The organism is Brucella pseudogrignonensis (genome assembly GCF_002252525.1).
Taxonomy (GTDB): domain Bacteria; phylum Pseudomonadota; class Alphaproteobacteria; order Rhizobiales; family Rhizobiaceae; genus Brucella; species Brucella pseudogrignonensis.
This window is the reverse complement of sequence record NZ_NNRM01000021.1, coordinates 78565-98283: the sequence shown is the minus strand read 5'-3', so window position 1 is coordinate 98283 and position 19719 is coordinate 78565. Positions and strand designations below refer to the sequence as shown.

The window sequence follows — 19719 nt, the reverse complement described above, 5'->3', positions numbered from 1 at the left end:
GCTCAATCTTTAGGGCATAAAGAGATGGTTCGGTATTGCCGTTTCGTGGATATTGAATGACCCATCAACCGCAACAGTCTCCGCAGTTTTTCTTAACGGCTCCATCGCCCTGCCCGTATCTCGACGGCCAGATGGAACGGAAGGTCTTCACTCATCTTGTGGGTGACAAGGCCAGCGAAATCAATGACCTGCTTACGCAGGGCGGTTTCCGTCGCTCTCAGAACATTGCCTATCGTCCAGCCTGCGAGCTTTGTCGCGCCTGCGTTTCTGTGCGTATCCTGACTGGCGAATTTGAGATGAACCGGAGTATGCGCCGGGTCTGGAACCATAATCGCGATCTGATCGGCCGCCAGCACAAGGCACAGCCAAGCACCGAACAATATGCCCTTTTCCGCGATTATCTGGATGCCCGTCACCATTCTGGTGGCATGTCCGATATGACAGTGCTCGATTATGCGATGATGGTCGAAGATACCCACGTCAACACGCAGATTATCGAATATCGCAGACGCGGCCCGGACAGTTTTATCAGCGCGAAAGGCGATGGAGAGCTGATCGCGGTAGCCCTTACGGACGTGATGGCAGACGGCCTGTCTATGGTCTATTCATTCTTCACGCCGCATATGCACGAGCGTTCGCTCGGAACTTTCATGATCCTTGATCATATCCAGCGCGCACGCGCCGCTGGCCTCCCCCATGTCTATCTCGGCTATTGGGTCGAGGGGTCGCGCAAGATGCAATATAAGACGCGCTTCAGGCCGCAGGAGCATCTCGGCCCACGCGGCTGGCAGAAATTTGAGGGCTAGAAACAAAAAGGCGGCATATGCCGCCTTTTTTATTTGAGCAGAACCTTAGAATTTGCCCGAACGCGGAAACCCCTTGGGTACCAGACGCCCAGCAGAGGCACGGGCCGCAATCCACTCGACAAGTTCTTCCTTGCTGCGCGTAAAGGTGCGCTCGGCAGAATCCTGCCACGACAGACCGTCGCTGATCGCGAAGGTACGAACATCGGACACGCCGCCGTCCTTATATTTCTGCAAACGAACGCCCTTGCCGCGTGTCATTTCAGGAATGTCCGAAAGCGGGAAGACGACCATCTTCCTGTTCTCGCCCACGACCGCAATGTGATCGCCCGAAATGCGCTGGCAAAGCTTGGCTTCATCTGGCGCCTTCACATTCATCACCTGCTTACCCTTGCGGGTATTGGCGACCGCTTCATTCTCGGACACGATGAAGCCATTGCCTTCATGCGATACAAGCAGAAGCTTGGCCTGAGCATCGTGAACGAAGGCTGTCAGGATATCCTGATCATTTTCCATATCAACGAGGATACGGATCGGTTCGCCATGGCCGCGCCCGCCCGGAAGCGTGTTCGCACCAATGGTGAAGAACTTGCCACCTGTCGTGAAGAACAGCAGCTTGTCAGTCGTCTCAGCATGGAAAGCGAGCTTAAGCTTATCGCCTTCCTTGAAGGCCAGCGTCGAGAAGTCAGCCATATGGCCCTTCATCGCGCGCAGCCAGCCCTTTTCAGACACAACAATCGTAACCGGCTCACGCTCGATCATCGCCTGATGAATGTCTTCGAGATCATGGCTTGGCGCGTCGGCAAAGGTGCTGCGGCGCTTGCCAAGTTTGGTTTCAGGGCCAAACTTCTCACGGACAGCTTTGATTTCCGTGCTGATCTTCTTCCACTGGCGCGTGCCCGAAGCAAGCAAGCCTTCCAGATCAGTCTTTTCAGCAGTCAGACCATCGAATTCTTTGCGAATTTCAAATTCTTCAAGCTTGCGCAAGGAACGCAGGCGCATGTTGAGGATTGCTTCGGCCTGATTATCCGTCAGATCAAAGAACCGCATCAGCTCCTGTTTCGGTTCATCCTCTTCACGAATGATGCGGATGACTTCATCAAGATTGAGATAGGCCTTCAGGAAACCGCCAAGGATTTCCAGCCGCTTTTCGATTTCTGCGAGACGGTATTCGGAACGGCGAACCAGCACTTCCTTGCGATGTTCAAGCCATTCTTTGAGCACGCCGCCCAGAGACAGAACATTCGGCACTTTGCCGTGCGAGAGCACGTTCATGTTGAGCGAAACGCGGTTCTCAAGCTCGGTCAGCTTGAAAAGCGATTCCATCAGCAGTTCAGGATCGACCGTGCGGTTCTTCGGCTCCAGAACGATGCGGATGTCTTCAGCAGACTCGTCGCGAATATCGTCGAGCAGTGGCAGCTTCTTGGCCAGAAGCAGCTCTGCAATCTTCTCGATCAGGCGCGACTTCTGAACCTGATATGGGATCTCGGTGACAACAATCACCCAGGTTCCGCGATTGCCCTCTTCCTTTTCCCAGCGCGCGCGTGCGCGGAAAGAACCACGCCCGGTGCGATAGGCTTCAAGAATGTTGGCATGCTCTTCCACCAGAATGCCGCCGGTCGGGAAATCGGGACCACGCACCTTGCACTTCAAAAGTGCTGCCGGATCAGTTTCCGCTTCCTTCTTCAGCTCTTCCCATTGTTCCGGCGAAGTGACGAGTTCTTCAACAGTCGCTTCGGGATGATTGATGAGATAGAGCGCCGACGAGCACAGCTCCGCCACATTATGCGGCGGAATATTGGTGGCCATGCCGACCGCGATGCCAGCCGAGCCATTGGCAAGCAGATTCGGGAATGCACCCGGAAGGACGATGGGTTCCTCGTCCTCTTCATTATAGGTCGGGCGGAAGTCGATGGCGTTTTCGGTAATGCCTTCAAGAAGCAGCGTCGCGACCTCGGTCATACGCGCTTCGGTATAACGCATCGCAGCCGCATTATCGCCGTCGATGTTGCCGAAGTTGCCCTGCCCGTCCACGAGCGGATAACGCACGGCAAAATCCTGCGCCAGACGCACAAGCGCGTCGTAAATCGAGGCGTCGCCGTGTGGGTGGAATTTACCCATGACGTCACCGACGATACGCGCGCATTTTGCATAGGCCTGATCGGGATTGAGTCGCAACAGGCGCATTGCATGCATGATGCGGCGATGAACCGGCTTCAAACCGTCGCGCACATCCGGCAGCGCACGATGCATGATCGTGGACAGCGCATAAGCGAGGTAGCGTTCCTCGAGGGCCGATTTAAGATCGACCCGTTCGATGTGTTCGTCGCCGTCGTCCGGCGGAATCAGACTTTTACCCATAGTTCTCAGTACCAATTGCGCGATTCGTCAGCAAGTGGGGATGAGAACCAATCCAGTACATTCGTCGCAATGTTGCCGTCATTTAGCTTCTATACGGGAATTGTAGAGGTTTTCTCCACAACTTATACGTAACGAATGAAACAGGCTGTTTTTCCTTGCGTAAAGGCTTATGAAGGCTATCTAAAATTTACCAAATGATCAGGAGCCAATAAATGAAGGTTTTCGTTGTTAGCAAGCAGGCCGTGCGCGTCTTCGCAGCAAGCACCGCGCTCTCGCTTGTTCTTGGCAGTGCGGCAATGGCTGCAGATGCAAATGCAGTCGCAGAGCGCGTTAAAGCCCTCTATACAAAGCAGGGCGGAGAGCTGAACTTCGCCGAAGTTAAGGCTGACGGCGACAACATTTTGCTCAAAGGCACAACAATCAAGCTGCCTACCATTTCTGACCGCGCGACGCCTGTCGGCGATATAACGCTCGAAAACGTGCAGGACACGCCAGAAGGCGGCTATAGCATCGAAAAAGTTTCGGTTGCAGATTTGGACTTCGCTCCTGAAGGTGCGGACAAGAACGATAAAGCCACGATCAAAGGCATCTCGATGGAGAACGTTATTCTCCCATCCGAGAAAGCCGAAGGCCCGCTCGCCAAGATGGTCTTCTACGACAAGATGAAGATCGACGAGTTCTCGGTTGGCACTCCAGGCAAAGATGGCGCTCTGATCAAGGGCATGGAAGTGACTCTGAATTCGGCCAACAAAGCCGAAAAAATCGACTACAATCTCACCATTGCCGATATTGATGCGACTTTCGACAAGAACGGCAAGAACCCGCTCGCTCCACTCGATATGAGCGCTCTTAAGGGTTCGATCAACTCGAAGGGTACATGGCTGCCGACTTCGGGCAATGCGACGCTGGATCAGTTTGAAATCAATGCTGAAGAACTCGGCAAGATCAATCTGACCGCTGCTATCGACGGCTATGATCTGTCTTTCGTAGAAGCTCTGCAGAAGACACAGGAAAACATGGCCAAGGCTGATGCAGAAAAAGACGCAGCTGGCCTCGCTCTTCTCGGTCTCGCTGAACAGCTGAGCCTCAAGAACCTGTCGATCCGCTTTGACAACGAAGAACTCACACAGAAGCTGCTCGAATATTACGGCAAGCAGCAGGGTGCCGATGGCAAGCAGCTCGGCGAACAGCTGAAGATGATGGTTCCGCTGATGGCAACACAGCTCAAGAACCCTGAATTTGCCCAGCAGCTCAAGGCCGCAGCTGAAAAGTACTTCGACGATCCAAAGTCGCTGACCGTTTCGGCTTCGCCTGACCAGTCGGTAAGCTTCGCGTCCATCGTTGCGACCGCTTCGCTCGACCCGACAAAGCTGATCCAGCTTCTGAAAGTTGGCGTTGAAGCCAACAACTGATCGAACTCAGGTTCATCAAACAAAACCCGGTGAGTTCTGCTCACCGGGTTTTCTTTTGCCGTACTGATAAGGTCAAAGAAAAAGCCCGGTCTCGCGACCGGGCTTTTGATTTTCAAACCGGAGAAGATCAGCTCTTCTGGGTTGGCGCTAAGCGAATATGAAGATCGCGCAGCTGCGCTGGCGACACTTCCGAAGGTGCATTCATCAGAAGATCGAGCGCCTGCTGGTTCATCGGGAACAGCGAGATTTCACGCAGGTTCTTTGCACCAACGAGCAGCATGATAACGCGATCAACACCGGCAGCCATGCCGCCATGTGGAGGCGCGCCATACTGGAATGCACGATAGAGACCGCCGAAGCGCTCTTCCACGTCCTGCTGGCTGAGGCCAACCTTTTCAAACGCCTTGACCATCACATCCGGCAGCTGGTTACGGATCGAACCGGAAGCGATTTCAAAACCGTTACAGACCAGATCGTACTGGTAAGCCTTGAGCGTCAGCGGGTCCTGCGTTTCCAGTGCTTCCATGCCACCCTGCGGCATCGAGAACGGGTTATGCGCGAAATCGAGCTTCTTGTTGTCTTCGTCCCATTCGTAGAACGGGAAGTCGATAATCCAGGCCAGTTCAAAGCGATCACGATCAACGAGGTTCAGCTCTTCACCAGCCCGCGTACGGGCATCGCCTGCGAATTTGTAGAACTTCGATGGCTGACCGGCTACGAAGAAGCAGGCATCGCCGTCGCCGAGGCCCAGCTGGTTGCGGAGCGCTTCTGTGCGTTCTTCACCAATGTTCTTGGCAATCGGGCCAGCGCCTTCAAGCTTATCGCCTTCCTTGCGCCAGAAGATGTAGCCGAGACCCGGCTGACCTTCGCTCTGCGCCCAGGAATTCATGCGGTCGCAGAATGCGCGGCTACCGCCGGTCTTGGCCGGAATGGCCCAGACTTCAACCTTTGGATCGTTGGCGATCATGTTCGCGAAGACCTTGAAGCCGGAACCAGCGAAGTGCTCGGTCACAGCCTGCATTTCAATCGGGTTGCGCAGATCTGGCTTGTCCGAACCATAGGTGCGGATCGCGTCGTCATAAGCGATGCGGCGGAACTGCTGCGTTACAGGCTTGCCTTCGGCAAACTCTTCAAAGATGCCGCGCATGACTGGTTCCATCGTTTCCCAGATTTCTTCCTGGGTTACGAAGCTCATTTCGAGATCGAGCTGATAGAATTCGCCCGGCAGACGGTCTGCACGCGGATCTTCATCGCGGAAGCAAGGTGCAATCTGGAAGTAGCGGTCGAAACCGGCAACCATCAGGAGCTGCTTGTACTGCTGCGGAGCCTGCGGCAGCGCGTAGAACTTGCCTTCATGAATACGGCTTGGAACGAGGAAGTCGCGCGCGCCTTCCGGCGAAGAAGCCGTCAGAATTGGTGTCGAAAACTCATTGAAGCCGATTTCGGTCATGCGGCGACGCATCGCTGCAATGATCTTCGTGCGGCTCATAATGTTCTTGTGCAGCGTTTCGCGGCGCAGATCGAGGAAGCGGTACTTAAGGCGAATGTCTTCCGGATAGTCCGGCTCGCCAAACACTGGCAGCGGCAGTTCCTTGGCGGCAGCCAGAACTTCGATCTCGGTTGCGAAGATTTCTACATCGCCGGTCGGCAAGTTGGCATTCACAGCCTCATCTGCGCGGGCCTTCACTTCACCATCAACACGGATGACCCATTCGCCACGAACGGTTTCGGCAATCTTGAACGCTGGCGAATCAGGATCTGCAACAACCTGAGTGAGGCCATAATGATCGCGAATGTCGATGAAGAGGATGCCACCATGGTCACGGACGCGATGAACCCAGCCAGACAGACGGACTTTTGAACCAACATCCGATTTGCGAAGGGCTGCGCAGGTATGGCTGCGATAACGGTGCATGATTTCTGCCTTTTGGAACTTTATAAATCTTGTGCAGGCAAAGCGCTGCAATTCCGGCGGAAAAGCGCATTTTGATCACGCTTTGTCAAGCCGATACTGCCTGTATCCGGGCACGTATCCGGCCTTGTTAAACCAGCTTGACGGATTATGTCGACAAAAATCACTATTTACGTGTTATTCCATCGCTATATGCTTCTCGTGGCGCGGCACGCAGCCCAAAGCAGCCCACCATTATCCAGTGCTCGTTTCAATCTGACTGAATCATATCGAAGCGCGCGCTAATCCTCTGTTAAACGTGCATCTTGTCCGAAAATCGCTTCACAGTTTTCGGGATGCGCTCTAAAAGAAAAACATGCAGCTCATCACGACCACAGAGGCCCTTGAAGAGGCCGTATCCGCCCTAGCCAAATCCGACTTCGTAACGGTCGATACCGAATTCATTCGGGAAACGACCTTCTGGCCGGAACTCTGTCTAATTCAGATGGCTTCGCCCGACCATACCGCTCTGGTCGATGCACTGGCGCCCGGTCTCGATCTTGCGCCCTTCTTTCGCCTGATGGCCGATGAAAAAGTGGTCAAGGTGTTCCACGCCGCACGTCAGGACATTGAAATCGTCTTCCACTTGGGCAACCTGATCCCTGCCCCGATTTTTGACAGCCAGGTTGCTGCCATGGTCTGCGGCTTTGGCGATGCCATTTCCTATGACGCTCTGGTTCAGAAAGTCACTGGAAAACACATCGACAAGTCATCGCGCTTCACCGACTGGCGCCGCCGTCCGCTGTCTGAAAAGCAGCTCGACTATGCGCTGGCCGATGTCACCTATCTGCGCGACATCTACCTTTATCTGAAAGATGAGCTTCAGAAAGAAGGCCGTAGCGAGTGGGTCAACGAGGAAATGGCTGTTCTCAGCGCGCGTGAAACCTATGACCTTCATCCAGATGATGCCTGGAAGCGTGTGAAGACGCGTATGCGCAAGCCAATCGAGCTTGCTATCGTTCAGTCTGTTGCGGCATGGCGCGAACGTGAAGCGCGCGAACGCAATGTTCCGCGTGGCCGCGTCATCAAGGACGACACGATCGCTGAAATCGCCCAGCAGCAGCCAAAAGATGCGGAAGCGCTCGGACGTCTTCGTTCGATCCCGAAGGGCTGGGAACGTTCGGCTCAGGCGGCAGGCTTGGTGAATGCCATTCAGGCGGCACTGGCTATTCCAAAAGAAGATCTGCCAAAGTTGCCAAAACAGTCTCATTCGCCAGAAGGCAGTGCTGCAGCTGCAGATATTCTTAAAGTGCTGCTCAAGCTTGTGACCGAAGAACACGGCGTTGCAGCCAAGATCGTCGCAAGCTCCGATGATATCGACAAGATTGCAGCTGAAGGCGAGAATGCCAATGTACCTGCACTTCAGGGCTGGCGTCGCGAAGTCTTCGGCCAGAAAGCGCTCGATCTCATTGAAGGCAAAATCGGCATTAAATTTGAGAACCGGCGTATTCAAGCTGTCGAATTATAGCATATCCAGCAAAAGTGCGAAGCAGTTTTGCGTCGGATAATGCGTAAAAACAAACAGTTACAGCGGTTCCAACGATTCATTCTTAACTGGAACCGCTGTAAACTAAGTAAAAAGGCCGGCGGAGAAAACTCTCGCCGGCCTTTCGATTTATCAATCATACTCTTTTCAATGATGCTCGTTCGCGTCAATCGCACTGTCGCCGATGGCAAAGAAGAGGTTCTTTCCCGTCAGCTTTGAAAGCTGCTGTAAACGTCCTTCTGGGCGGTCAGAAATCAGATCGGCGATATCTCCCGGTACGACCAGAGCAATGCCGTTGTCTTCCTCACGCCAGTAAAGACGCGGGATTACGCCCGGCATAGATGCCGATAACAGATAGATGACGCGAAGCAGCGCACCCAGAAGCTTTGCCCGCTCACGCAAACGCGGTGAGGCAAGCTGCAGGATTTCCGGCGCAATTTCGTCTTCGACCAATCCTTCATGGCGATAGTAATTCGCAAGAGCCATGAAAGAACGGCCCGGATGATCGATACCGCCGAACGAACCATGCGCAATGATGTTCAACGCCTGCGAGCCCCGATAGTCGGGATGCGCGCGCCAGCTGATATCAGCCACCAGACACGCCGCCTGACGATAGCGGCTCTCATCTTCAGTTTCATCGAAACCGAGAACGGGAAGTGAAAGCGTCGTCCATGTTGCGAGTTCGCGTGCATGACGCGGCGAACGCGAACGCAGAATTGCCAGCTCTTCTGCCGAAGACAAAAGCGGATCAAGCCGCTGTTCGTTCTTGGGCAGCAGCGAATACAAGTAACCTTCACGAACTCCCAGCGCCGAGAATACGATCTTAGAGGGTTTCATGCGCCGAATGGTTTCGAGCAGAACTGTCGCGCCATAAGCAAGAAGCTGGCGACGATTTTTGGATACTGCTTCGATGCCGCGCATCGTGTCGATATTGCCTCTGGCAACCCGCGTGAGGAAGCTTTTTGCTTCCACCGGGTCCATCTCATAGCCATGCATGACGTGCAGCGGATAATGCTTGGCCGTCATATGCAGCTTGGCGAGATTTCGCCACGTACCGCCCACAGCGTAGAAGACTTCTCCCTGATGCTCTTCAAGAAGAGTCGCGCGTGCAAGCTCGGTGCGGGTGATTTTGGCGGCTTCAGGCAGTTGTTCGTTCGACATGTCCTGCAAACGCAGGCCACCGAGCGGAAGGGTAATCCCCTCACCGACCTCATGGTCATTGACGCCAACCAGCTCCAAACTGCCGCCGCCAAGGTCGCCAGTTACGCCCTGCGGTTTGTAGAAACCGGAAATGATACCCAAAGCGGAGTAATAGGCTTCTTCCTTGCCCGACAACACTTCAATGTGCCGTCCAAGAATAGCCTCGGCCTGAGAAATGAAATCAGGACCGTTTTTCGCCTCGCGAGCTGCGGCTGTTGCCAGCGCATGAATGGAAATCGCACCCGCCTGTTCGGCCAGAACGCGAAAACGCTTCAATGCGCGCAGGGCGATATCGACGGATTTCTCATTGAGCTTTCCGGTCTTGGCCAATCCTTTGCCAAGACCGCAGAGAAGCTTTTCATTGAAAAGCACTGTCGGAGACCGGACAATGCCTTCGTAAACAACGACACGGATCGAGTTGGAACCAATATCGATTACCGCGACGGGCTTGAGGCCTTTCAACCGGCCTTGTGCTACTGCTGGACTCATGAAGTCGTATTTCTTTCCGCCTGCGCACGTTTACGATGCGCAATCAGACGGGGGGCAGATGACTTCAGCGACTTTCCGCGACCCGACAAGCTTGGATTTGTCATGAAATATTCCTGCGCGTTGAAAGCTTCCTCTCCATCTTCTTTTTCTATCCGGCGAGAGGTGCCGTCCGCAAGTAGCTGATAGCTCTGCTGGTTATCAATTATGTTGGCAAACATGATTTGCGACAGGATTTGCTGATGCACGGTGGCATTGGTAATGGGCACCAGTGTCTCTACGCGACGGTCGAGATTGCGCGGCATCATATCGGCAGAACCGATATAGACGATTGCCTTGTCTGAAGGCAGATCATGCCCGTTTCCGAAGCAGAAAATGCGGCTATGCTCGAGAAAACGCCCAACAATCGACTTTGCGCGAATGTTGTCTGAGAGGCCAGGAACACCCGGTCTCAGACAGCAGATGCCACGCACGACGAGGTCCACATGCACGCCCGCCTGACTGGCCTTGTAAAGCGCGTCAATAATCTGTGGATCAACGAGCGAGTTCATCTTCATCCAGATGGCTGCAGGCTTATGAGCCTTCGCATTGGTGATCTCGTCATCGATATGCTTCAAGATTCGCGTGCGCAAGGTAAGCGGTGAAATCCCGATCTTCATTTCTTCAGCAGGCTGCGCATAACCGGTGATGAAGTTGAAGATATGCGCCACATCGCGTGCGATATCGGCATCGGAAGTGAAGAATGAAAGGTCGGTGTAAATTCGCGCTGTGATTGGGTGGTAGTTGCCCGTGCCAAGGTGAACATAGGAACGCAGCTTCTGGTCTTCACGGCGAACAACCAGCGACATCTTTGCGTGCGTCTTCAATTCGATAAAGCCGAAGACCACCTGAACGCCTGCGCGCTCCAGATCGCGTGCCCAGCGGATATTGGCTTCTTCATCGAAGCGGGCCTTCAGCTCAACAAGGGCTGTGACCGACTTGCCAGCTTCTGCCGCATCGACGAGCGCACGCACGATCGGGCTGTCATTGGAGGTACGGTAAAGCGTCTGCTTGATTGCCAACACATCAGGATCAGCTGCGGCCTGACGCAGAAACTGCACCACCACGTCAAATGATTCATATGGATGGTGAACCACAATGTCTTTTTCACGAATCGCGGCAAAGCAATCGCCGCCGTGCTCGCGAATGCGCTCAGGGAAACGCGGATTGTAAGACACAAATTTCAGGTCATCGCGCGGGATCGAAACGACTTCCGAAATCATGTTGAGCGCCAGAAGACCTTCGAGAACGCTTATGCGGTTTTCCGAGACACCCAGTTCGGTAGCAACGAAAACACGCAGCGCTTCCGGGATTTCAGCATCGAACTCGATGCGGATCACCTGACCGCGGCGACGACGCTTCAGAGCTGTTTCAAAAAGGCGGACCAGATCTTCCGCTTCTTCTTCGACTTCGATATCGCTGTCGCGAATGATGCGGAATGTACCGGCACCGCGCACCTCATAGCCCGGGAACAAACGACCGATAAACAGGCTGACTGCGTCTTCAATGGTGATAAAGCGGAACGTGTTCTGCTGCTCGGTCGGCAACTGGATGAAGCGCTTCAAGGCAACCGGAATGCGCAACAGCGCCGTCATCGGATGACCATCAAGACGACGCGCAAGCTGCAATGCTATCGAGAAGCCCAGATTTGGAATGAACGGGAACGGGTGCGCAGGATCGATTGAAAGCGGTGTCAGAACCGGGAAAATTGTTTCCAGGAAGTGCCCTTCCAGCCAATCTTTTTCGGTCTTCGACAAGGTCGATGCGCGTACGATCTCGATATTCTCTTTTTCAAGCTCCTCACGCAGCGCACGCAGACGTTCCTGCTGGCCTTCCTGCAGGCGGCCCACTTCTTCTAGAACGAAATCAAGCTGCTCCTGCGGCGTGCGACCATCGGCGCTGCGCATGGCAACACCTGCACGCACCTGTGCAGCAAGCCCTGCAATACGCACCATGAAAAATTCATCGAGGTTGGCTGCCGAAATCGACAGGAAGCGCAGACGCTCCAGCAATGGCTGACGCGTATTGCCTGCTTCTTCGAGAACACGACGGTTAAACTGAAGCCAGGAAAACTCGCGATTGACGAAGCGTTCAGGGCTTTGCATCAGCTCTGCTGTCTTGTCAGTGTTCAAAGCTTCGTGAGCGTTTTGAACTTTGCTGGCATTCTGGTTTGCAGAATGGTCATTTGCCGCCTGATCTGCCACATGTGCGGTCAAATCGGCGGCCTGGGTTGCCACAACGCTGTTTTCGTTCATTTTTCCTGTCCCGGTTACTACCGGCAAATCCCGGCGCGACGATAAGCCTATGGCTGTCATATGACAGTTTGATAGCAAACCGCTTGAAATGTCCCCAGAATTGATGAAAACGCTTCCAGAAACAAGCCGTTCGCGGTAAACGCTTGAAAAATAGCCATCCCAATTTGAATGCCGCGATCCAAAAGCTCCGGAGCCTATTATGTCCGATCACATCATCCCGCACTTCCAGAATGACGCTGGACACAATTCCATTGAAATCGGCGTGAAGGAATTCATGTGCGTCGGTGCGAACCCGCCTTTCGATCATCCACATGTCTTCCTCGACATGGGTGACGAAAGCGAAGTGGTTTGCCCATATTGCTCGACGCTCTATCGCTACAATCCGCAGCTTCACGCTGACGAGACTGTTCCTGCAGGCTGCGTTTACGAAGCACCTGCTGACAAAGCTGCCTGAACATAAATGGCGGTATTCGTGCCGCTGATATTATGAGCAGCTTGGTCAAGGGACGCATATTGATTGCAGGGGCCGGTGTTGCCGGTCTCAGTGCAGCACTTGAATGTGCGGCACGCGGATGGACTGTCCAGCTGTTTGAAAAAGCGCAAGCCCTGTCGGAAGTCGGCGCGGGCTTGCAGCTGGCTCCCAATGCGATGCGCCATCTCCAGCGCCTTGGCGTGGCCGACCGCCTTTCCTCACAAGCCGTTACGCCAGAAGCGCTTTATCTCATGGATGGGCGCAAGGCTCGCCCCCTGCTCGCCATGCAACTTGGCGACAAGGCATTCAAACGCTGGCATCATCCCTATGTCGTTTGCCATCGCGCTGATCTGCAAACAGCACTGTTAGATGCCTGCCACGACAATCCAAATATCGAGATTAATCTCGGTGCTGAGATTATTGGCCATAAGGCAGATCTAAACGGCATCACCGCAACGGTTAGACGTGGCGGAGCAGATGAAGATATTGCTGCCAGCTATCTCATTGCCTGCGATGGCGTCTGGTCTGCACAACGCGCCAAGGCGGGGTATGAAAAGGCGCGTTTCAGCGGCCATATCGCGTGGCGTACGACACTTGCAGCGGATGCCCTGCCCGCAAGCTTCAAGGCAGCAATCCCAGAACGGAAATCCGTTTCTGCATGGCTTGGCAAGAAGGCGCATTTTATCGCTTATCCGGTAAAGGGTGGCGACTTCTTCAATTTCGTAGCCATTACGACGGGCGATAACCCTGGTGAAGTCTGGTCTAAGACAGGTGACAATGCACGGCTGCAGTCAATTTATGCTGATTGGAGCAACCCGGTACGTGAAGTGCTGACCCTGGCCACCGAGTGGACCTACTGGCCGCTTTTTGAAATGGCTGATGCTCAGTTTGTTGGCCCGGACAGAACGGTATTTCTCGGTGACGCCTCTCACGCTGTCACACCCTTTGCAGCGCAGGGGGCTGCCATGGCAATTGAAGATGCAGCAGCACTTGCCGAAGCATTGGATGACCAAGAGCCACAATCAGCGCTGAAGCGATTTGATTCTGTTCGCAAAGAACGGATCGCAGCCGTTGCCAAACGCGGCCAGCTGAACCGCTTTGCCTATCACGCATCAGGTGTGTTTGCGCTTGGACGCAACATGCTTTTTACCATGCGCAGCCCAGATACTTTCCTGAAAGATCTGGACTGGCTTTATGGCTATGATGCCGTTGCAGCGGTAAAAAGTTAACCTGCGTCGAGCGCAGCTTCCAGAGCGGCAATATCAATCTTCAACATCGTCATCATGGCATTTGCCACGCGCTGCCTGACCTCAGGCTCACCGTTCTGAAGAATATCGAGCAGGAACTCCGGCACAATCTGCCAAGCAAACCCATATTTGTCGGTCAGCCAGCTGCATTCCATCGCAGAACCGCCTTCCAGCAACCGGTTCCAGAACGCATCAAGCTCTGCCTGATCCTTGCATTTCAGAATAAGCGATGTTGCCGGGTTGAACTTGAATTGTGGACCACCGTTCAAGGCAGTCATCGCCTGTCCGTCAAGTGTAAAGTTTGCAGTGACGACATCGGTGCCGCCGGATTGATGACCGTGCTGGAAGCGAATGAAGCCATCCAGAGAGGCTGGTTTTCCCAATTCTTTGAAGAGCGATACGTAATAATTGGCCGCCTCTTCAGCCTTGTTATCGAACCAGAGGCATACTGTTAAGCCAGACATGGATTGTTCCTCCCATATGTCTCAGCCCCCGACTTGTTGAGCATTTCCAGTTTGGTTGTATGGCTGGAAATGCTCGATCTATTAGTTTCAAACGTTTCTCGCTCGAAAACCGTTTCATATTTTTCGGAATATGCTTGGATTTAGCCCATCGCTTTTGCGGCTGCTTCCATATCCATCCACATCAGCTCCCAGATGTGACCGTCGAGATCTTCAAAGCTGCGACCATACATGAAACCGTAATCCTGCTTGGGAGCCGGATCAGCGCGACCACCAGCCTTAGCTGCATTTTCAACCGTTGCATCCACATCCGCTTTGCTGTCCGCCGAAAGACAGATCAAAACTTCACTTGTGGCATTGGCGTCGGAAATCTTTTTAGGCGTGAACTGGCTGAATTTCTCATGGCTGAGAATCATCGCATGGATCGTGTCGGAAAAGACCATGCAGGACGCCGTTTCGTCCGAAAACATCGGGTTCTTCGTTGCTCCGATTGCTTCATAGAAACTGGTTGAGCGAGCGACGTCTTTTACAGGAAGGTTTACGAAAATCATTTTAGGCATGGCAATTCCTCCAATTGCGGGCATGAACTGCCCATTTTCATTTGGCTTGTCTTTACGGCAGCTTTTCTATCGCCTGCCCGATCCCCCGGGCGATAAAGTCGGCATTTTATGTGTTGTTTGAAACCGACTATCATAAGATTGCTTGAACATAATGACAGATAAGTTATAATTAGCAACTATGAAGTTAGAAAAAATAACTAGTCGTGAAACACCAACAGCAAGACGCAGCTATGACGATGCTTGCGCAGCAGCACATGCCCTTGATTTAATTGGGGAGCGCTGGGCCTTGCTTGTCATTCGCGAACTGATGTTCGGACCGAAGCGTTTCAGCGATTTACGATCAGACTTGCCAGGAATAAGCGCCAATGTTCTCACACAGCGGCTTGAAGGACTGGAAGAAGCAGGCATTTTACGGAAGTCGAAATTGCCGCCCCCTGCATCCGTTCAGGTCTATGAATTGACTGAATGGGGCTATGAAGCAGAACCGATCCTGCAAACACTTGGTCGCTGGGCTGCACGTTCGCCGAGCCATGATACCAATTTGCCGATTTCGACCACGTCGTTCCTGCTATCACTAAGAACGATGATCAGTCCCGAACGCTCGCAAGGCATGAATGCTGTGATTGGGCTTAAACTCGATGATGAAGATTTCACCGCGCACCTGCACAACGGCAGACTGGAAGTAAAGCGCGGTAAAGCTGAGCAATATGATATCGCTTTTGAAAGTTCTCCCCGCATGATGGCTGCAGCAATCTATGGAGGACAGCCCTTAATCGCTCTTGAAGAGGCAAACCTGCTCACAATGAATGGGGATCATGCTCTGGCAGAAAAATTCATCACACTGTTTCCACTTCCTGCAAAAGCACCGCTGCAAAAATGAAATAAGCAACCATATGGTTGCATATATGTAAAACTCGTGTAGATTGGCAACCATACAGTTGCCAATCAAGGAGAATGCATATCATGACAACGACATCATCGACTGATCGCATTGAGAAGACCGTGAACCTTCGCGCTGGCATTGATCGGGTATGGCGCGCACTCACGGATCATGAGGAATTCGGCGAATGGTTCCGTGTCAAAATTGATGGACCATTTATTGTCGGCAGCGCATCGACTGGCCGCTTTACATTTGATGGATGTGGCGACACCAGATGGACGTCCTTCATCAAGGATATGAAAGCGCCGCACTATTTTTCCTTCACCTGGCATCCTTATGCTGTTGAAGCTGAAACAGATTATGCGAAAGAACCGCAAACACTGGTAGAATTCAAACTTGAAGAAATCGAGTCGGGCACAAAACTCACGGTTATCGAAACAGGCTTTGATGCCCTGCCTGCGGAGCGTCGGCCAATCGCCCTTCGAATGAACACGGGTGGTTGGGAAGAGCAGATGCGAAATATCAAGGAATACCTCGAAAGCAAATGACCGAAGCCTCGCTCACGCAATCAGCAAACATGTCTGCCATTTTTGCAGCACTGGCCGACCCAACCCGGCTGGCCCTGATCGAAACATTGAGCGACGGTGAAAGCCGCTCAATTGTCACGCTTTCACAAAATGGCAGCATTAGCAGGCAGGGAATGACCAAGCATCTTTCTGTGCTTGAGCAAGCGGGATTGGTTGAGCGCGATAAGGTTGGGCGTGAAAGCCGTTTCAGGCTTTGCCCGACCCCGCTTGTCGATGCGAGGGCCTATCTCAGCACTGTCTCTGCACAATGGGACGATGCACTGCAGCGTTTGCGTCGTTTCGTCGAAGATTGATCAAAGTCGCCGATCGCAGGATTCGAAATGGCTTTAGAGCGCGTTTCAATCAGATTGAAACAGATCGGCGCTCTAAGCCTTTTATTTGAAGCATAATCTTGTCAACGCTGATTAAACAACATTGAAGACGTGCCCTTCACGAAGCCAAGTTTCTCGTAGAAGGGCACGAGCTTATCAGGACAGTAGAGCTCAAAGCTTTTAACACGCTGCAGTTTTTCGTGGGTGACTATACGATCCACAAGAGCTTTACCGAGGCCCTGCCCGCGAAACTGATCCGCAACAATCACATCAAAAATCATCGCCTTGAAGGTGAAGTCGCTTAGCACACGCGCAAAACCGATTATCGATCCGTTCGCATCGCGACAGAAAATCGTCAGATCGCAATGTGAAAGCATATGCGTCACATCCTCAAATGAACGCGCCGAAGTCCACCACTCTTTACAATAAACCGCATGAAACTCGCGAAATTGCGCTGGCGCTAATTCTTCCGACCAATAATACTCAGCCATGACGACCTCTTTAGAGCGCATTTGAATTGCTTGAAGCAGATCGGCGCCCAAAATATTTGTTTTGACGCGAATCTCGGTCCGAAAACCGTTTCACACTTTTCGGAATGCGCTCTAATGGTGAACAATACACCAGTCGCAAAGGCAAGCCAGAATGACAATCCAGTTTGAACAGACCTGCCCAATCTTCCGAATTTTCGATATCGAGAAAGCCAAAGATTTCTATATCGGTTTTCTGGGTTTCACACTTGATTGGGAGCATCGCTTTGCCGACGGAATGCCGCTTTATATGCAGGTTTCCCGCGCTGGTCTGACCTTGCATCTGAGCGAACATCACGGTGATGGCAGTCCGGGCGCAAATATTTTCGTCCGTATGCAGGGTGTCGAAGAATTCCACAGGGAAGTTAATGCGCGTGGCTATCGCTATATGCGGCCCGGCATCGAGGACGCGCCATGGGGCCGTGTCATGGCGGTGATTGATCCATTCGGCAATCGCATTCAGTTCTGCCAGGGACCGAATGACGAATAGCATTTCCGCCAAGCCTGCGAAGTGCCTCCGTAGAAAATTCAGTTCGCCAGACTGATTTTTTTCCTGCTGCGATGCGTCGGATAAGGCATAAAAACAAACAGTTACAGCGGTTCCAACGATTCAGTCTTGACTGGAACCGCTGCAAAGAAAAACACCCGCCGGATCGCTCTGGCGGGTGTTTTATATTTCGACCAACCAAATGATTAGTGCAGGATCTGGCTCAGGAACAGCTTGGTGCGTTCATGCTGCGGGTTGTCGAAGAACTCGGCTGGCGAATTCTGCTCAACGATCTGACCCTGATCCATAAAGATCACGCGGTTTGCGACCTGACGGGCAAAGCCCATTTCGTGCGTTACGCAGATCATCGTCATGCCTTCCGCAGCAAGGCTCACCATTGTATCCAGCACTTCCTTGACCATTTCCGGATCAAGTGCCGAGGTCGGCTCATCGAACAGCATGACCTTCGGGCTCATGCAGAGCGCGCGGGCAATCGCCACACGCTGCTGCTGACCACCTGAAAGCTGGCCCGGATATTTGTTGGCCTGCTCTGGAATTTTCACGCGTGCCAGATAGTGCATCGCGATTTCTTCCGCCTGCTTCTTTGGCATTTTACGAACCCAGATCGGTGCGAGTGTACAGTTCTCCAAAATGGTCAGATGCGGGAAGAGGTTGAAGTGCTGGAACACCATGCCGACTTCGCGGCGCACTTCGTCGATCTTCTTGAGATCATTGGTGAGCTCAATACCATCAACAATAATCTGGCCCTTCTGGTGTTCTTCCAGACGATTAACGCAACGGATCATGGTTGACTTGCCGGAACCCGAAGGACCAGCAACGACGATGCGTTCGCCACGCATAACCTTCAAGTTGATGTCACGCAGAACGTGGAACTCGCCATACCACTTGTGCATGTTCTTGATCTCGATGGCCACATCGGTCTTCGAGACTTCCAGCTTTGAACGGTCGAGTTCGACACCGAGTTCGGATTGCGGGAGGGCGCTTTGTGCACTCATTTGTATTATTCCCTTGATTCTTATCGTTTATGACCCGTGTCGAGCCTTCGTTCCATGAATATAGAGTATCGCGACATGGCGAAACAGAAAATCCAGAAAACAAAGCCCGCAAAGATCAAACCTGTTGCAGGTGTCTGTGGAGAAGCCCAGTTTGCATCGGAGAAATTCTGACGGACAATGCCGAGCAGATCGAACATGCCGATGATGTAGACAAGGCTGGTGTCTTTAAAGAGGCCGATGAAGGTATTCACGATACCCGGGATCACCAGCTTGAGCGCCTGTGGCAACACGATGAGGTTGGTCTTCTGCCAGTAGCTGAGACCCAGTGCATCGGCACCTTCATACTGCCCACGCGGGATAGCCTGAAGGCCACCGCGCACCACTTCCGCCATATAAGCCGACGCGAAAAGTGCCACGCCGATAAGCGCACGCAACAGCTTGTCGAAGGTCACGCCCGGCGGCAAAAACAGTGGAAGCATCACGCTCGCCATGAACAACACTGTCACCAGCGGAACACCGCGAACCATTTCGATGAAGATAATACTGAAGGTCTTGATAACCGGCAGCTTTGAACGTCTTCCGAGAGCCAGCACGACACCCAATGGCAATGATACTGCAATACCCACGAAGGACAGAACCAGCGTTACCAGCAGGCCGCCCCAAAGCGGTGTTTCCACGAATGGCAGGCCAAACCAGCCGCCGACCAGCAGGAAGAAGGCGATAATCGGGAACACGAAGAAAAAGAGGATCGCATTCAAGACCTTATGCGGCGCCCTTGGGATGAGAAGCGGCACGAGTAGCACCACGAACATCAGCGCAGTCAGATTGACACGCCAGCGTTCGGAGATCGGGTAACGTCCGTAAATGAACTGCTCGTATTTCGCATTTACAAAGGCCCAGCAGGCACCCGACCAGCCTTCTGGCTGAGTGCCGCCCTGTGCGATCGTCAGACAGGCTGTGCGGTCTGTTCCTGTCCAAGCTGCATTGATGAACAACCACTGGATGATCGGCGGAAGAAACCACGCCACAAGCAACAGACCGAGAATGGTCATAGCTGCATCAACTGGCGTGGCAAAAAGATTGACCCGCAACCAATGCGAAAGCCCCTGCACAGAACGCGGAGGTGCTTCGCCTTCGACCATTTGCGGTCGGACATATTGGAGATTTGCGTTTTCCAT

Annotated in this window: 18 protein-coding genes; 9 read left to right on the top strand and 9 right to left on the bottom strand. The window is 53.1% G+C overall.

All coding sequences use genetic code 11. From position 1 onward, the window contains the following. Nucleotides 1-56 precede the first annotated feature (56 nt). A complete protein-coding gene (locus CEV34_RS12235; protein WP_064320432.1) occupies nt 57-806 on the top strand; it encodes an arginyltransferase in 750 nt (249 codons plus the stop codon). A 45-nt stretch (nt 807-851) separates the two neighbouring features. On the opposite strand, the gene CEV34_RS12230 is transcribed toward CEV34_RS12235, so the two are convergent. Next, nucleotides 852-3164 carry a DNA topoisomerase IV subunit A gene (locus tag CEV34_RS12230; RefSeq protein WP_007874435.1) on the bottom strand — a complete coding sequence of 771 codons (2313 nt, stop codon included), beginning with the start codon at nt 3162-3164 and terminating at the stop codon, nt 852-854. 212 nt (nt 3165-3376) lie between these two features. Here CEV34_RS12230 and CEV34_RS12225 point away from each other — a divergent pair, with 212 nt between their 5' ends. Then, entirely contained in the window at nt 3377-4576 is a 1200-nt protein-coding gene (locus CEV34_RS12225; protein ID WP_007874434.1) for a hypothetical protein, read from the top strand. 127 nt (nt 4577-4703) lie between these two features. On the opposite strand, the gene aspS is transcribed toward CEV34_RS12225, so the two are convergent. Continuing rightward, the gene (gene aspS, locus CEV34_RS12220; RefSeq protein ID WP_007874431.1) at nt 4704-6491 is read right to left on the bottom strand and encodes an aspartate--tRNA ligase; all 1788 of its coding nucleotides are present in this window, start codon (nt 6489-6491) and stop codon (nt 4704-4706) included. A 352-nt stretch (nt 6492-6843) separates the two neighbouring features. Here aspS and rnd point away from each other — a divergent pair, with 352 nt between their 5' ends. Continuing rightward, a complete protein-coding gene (rnd, locus tag CEV34_RS12215; RefSeq protein ID WP_007874429.1) occupies nt 6844-7995 on the top strand; it encodes a ribonuclease D in 1152 nt (383 codons plus the stop codon). Nucleotides 7996-8160: 165 nt separating this feature from the next. Here the strand turns inward: rnd and ppx are convergent, their stop codons facing one another. Both ppx and CEV34_RS12205 read right to left on the bottom strand, forming a co-directional pair. Continuing rightward, the gene (ppx, locus tag CEV34_RS12210; RefSeq protein ID WP_007874427.1) at nt 8161-9702 is read right to left on the bottom strand and encodes an exopolyphosphatase; all 1542 of its coding nucleotides are present in this window, start codon (nt 9700-9702) and stop codon (nt 8161-8163) included. After that, a complete protein-coding gene (locus tag CEV34_RS12205; RefSeq protein ID WP_374891559.1) occupies nt 9699-11942 on the bottom strand; it encodes an RNA degradosome polyphosphate kinase in 2244 nt (747 codons plus the stop codon). Before CEV34_RS12205 ends, ppx begins: the two co-directional genes overlap by 4 nt. A 250-nt stretch (nt 11943-12192) precedes the next feature. Here CEV34_RS12205 and CEV34_RS12200 point away from each other — a divergent pair, with 250 nt between their 5' ends. Both CEV34_RS12200 and CEV34_RS12195 read left to right on the top strand, forming a co-directional pair. Next, nucleotides 12193-12447: a zinc-finger domain-containing protein gene (locus CEV34_RS12200; RefSeq protein WP_007874421.1), complete on the top strand. Its 255-nt coding sequence runs from the start codon at nt 12193-12195 to the stop codon at nt 12445-12447. Nucleotides 12448-12488: 41 nt separating this feature from the next. Next, nucleotides 12489-13694, top strand: a complete 1206-nt coding sequence (locus CEV34_RS12195) for an FAD-binding protein (RefSeq protein ID WP_007874420.1) — start codon at nt 12489-12491, stop codon at nt 13692-13694. Here CEV34_RS12195 and CEV34_RS12190 read toward each other — a convergent pair. Then, nucleotides 13691-14176: a VOC family protein gene (locus CEV34_RS12190; RefSeq protein ID WP_007874418.1), complete on the bottom strand. Its 486-nt coding sequence runs from the start codon at nt 14174-14176 to the stop codon at nt 13691-13693. The genes CEV34_RS12195 and CEV34_RS12190 overlap by 4 nt on opposite strands. 140 nt (nt 14177-14316) lie before the next feature. Continuing rightward, complete coding sequence (locus CEV34_RS12185) at nt 14317-14733, bottom strand: VOC family protein (RefSeq protein ID WP_007874416.1); 417 nt, start codon at nt 14731-14733, stop codon at nt 14317-14319. Nucleotides 14734-14911: 178 nt separating this feature from the next. Here CEV34_RS12185 and CEV34_RS12180 point away from each other — a divergent pair, with 178 nt between their 5' ends. The 3 genes from CEV34_RS12180 (at nt 14912) to CEV34_RS12170 (ending at nt 16493) form a co-directional block, all read left to right on the top strand. Next, a complete protein-coding gene (locus tag CEV34_RS12180) occupies nt 14912-15613 on the top strand; it encodes a winged helix-turn-helix transcriptional regulator (protein WP_007874414.1) in 702 nt (233 codons plus the stop codon). A gap of 83 nt (nt 15614-15696) precedes the next feature. Next, on the top strand, nt 15697-16161 hold the full coding sequence (locus CEV34_RS12175; protein ID WP_007874411.1) for an SRPBCC family protein: 465 nt from the start codon (nt 15697-15699) through the stop codon (nt 16159-16161). Continuing rightward, nucleotides 16158-16493 (top strand): ArsR/SmtB family transcription factor, encoded by a 336-nt coding sequence (locus CEV34_RS12170; protein WP_007874409.1) that lies wholly within the window; start codon nt 16158-16160, stop codon nt 16491-16493. The genes CEV34_RS12175 and CEV34_RS12170 overlap by 4 nt, the downstream gene beginning before the upstream one ends. A gap of 101 nt (nt 16494-16594) precedes the next feature. On the opposite strand, the gene CEV34_RS12165 is transcribed toward CEV34_RS12170, so the two are convergent. Next, nucleotides 16595-17053 carry a GNAT family N-acetyltransferase gene (locus tag CEV34_RS12165; RefSeq protein ID WP_007874406.1) on the bottom strand — a complete coding sequence of 153 codons (459 nt, stop codon included), beginning with the start codon at nt 17051-17053 and terminating at the stop codon, nt 16595-16597. A 100-nt stretch (nt 17054-17153) separates the two neighbouring features. Here CEV34_RS12165 and CEV34_RS12160 point away from each other — a divergent pair, with 100 nt between their 5' ends. Further along, complete coding sequence (locus CEV34_RS12160) at nt 17154-17528, top strand: glyoxalase superfamily protein (RefSeq protein ID WP_007874404.1); 375 nt, start codon at nt 17154-17156, stop codon at nt 17526-17528. A gap of 203 nt (nt 17529-17731) precedes the next feature. Here CEV34_RS12160 and CEV34_RS12155 read toward each other — a convergent pair whose 3' ends face one another. After that, nucleotides 17732-18541, bottom strand: coding sequence for an amino acid ABC transporter ATP-binding protein (locus CEV34_RS12155; protein WP_007874402.1), 810 nt, complete (start codon nt 18539-18541; stop codon nt 17732-17734). 20 nt (nt 18542-18561) lie between these two features. Further along, entirely contained in the window at nt 18562-19719 is a 1158-nt protein-coding gene (locus CEV34_RS12150; RefSeq protein ID WP_007874400.1) for an amino acid ABC transporter permease, read from the bottom strand.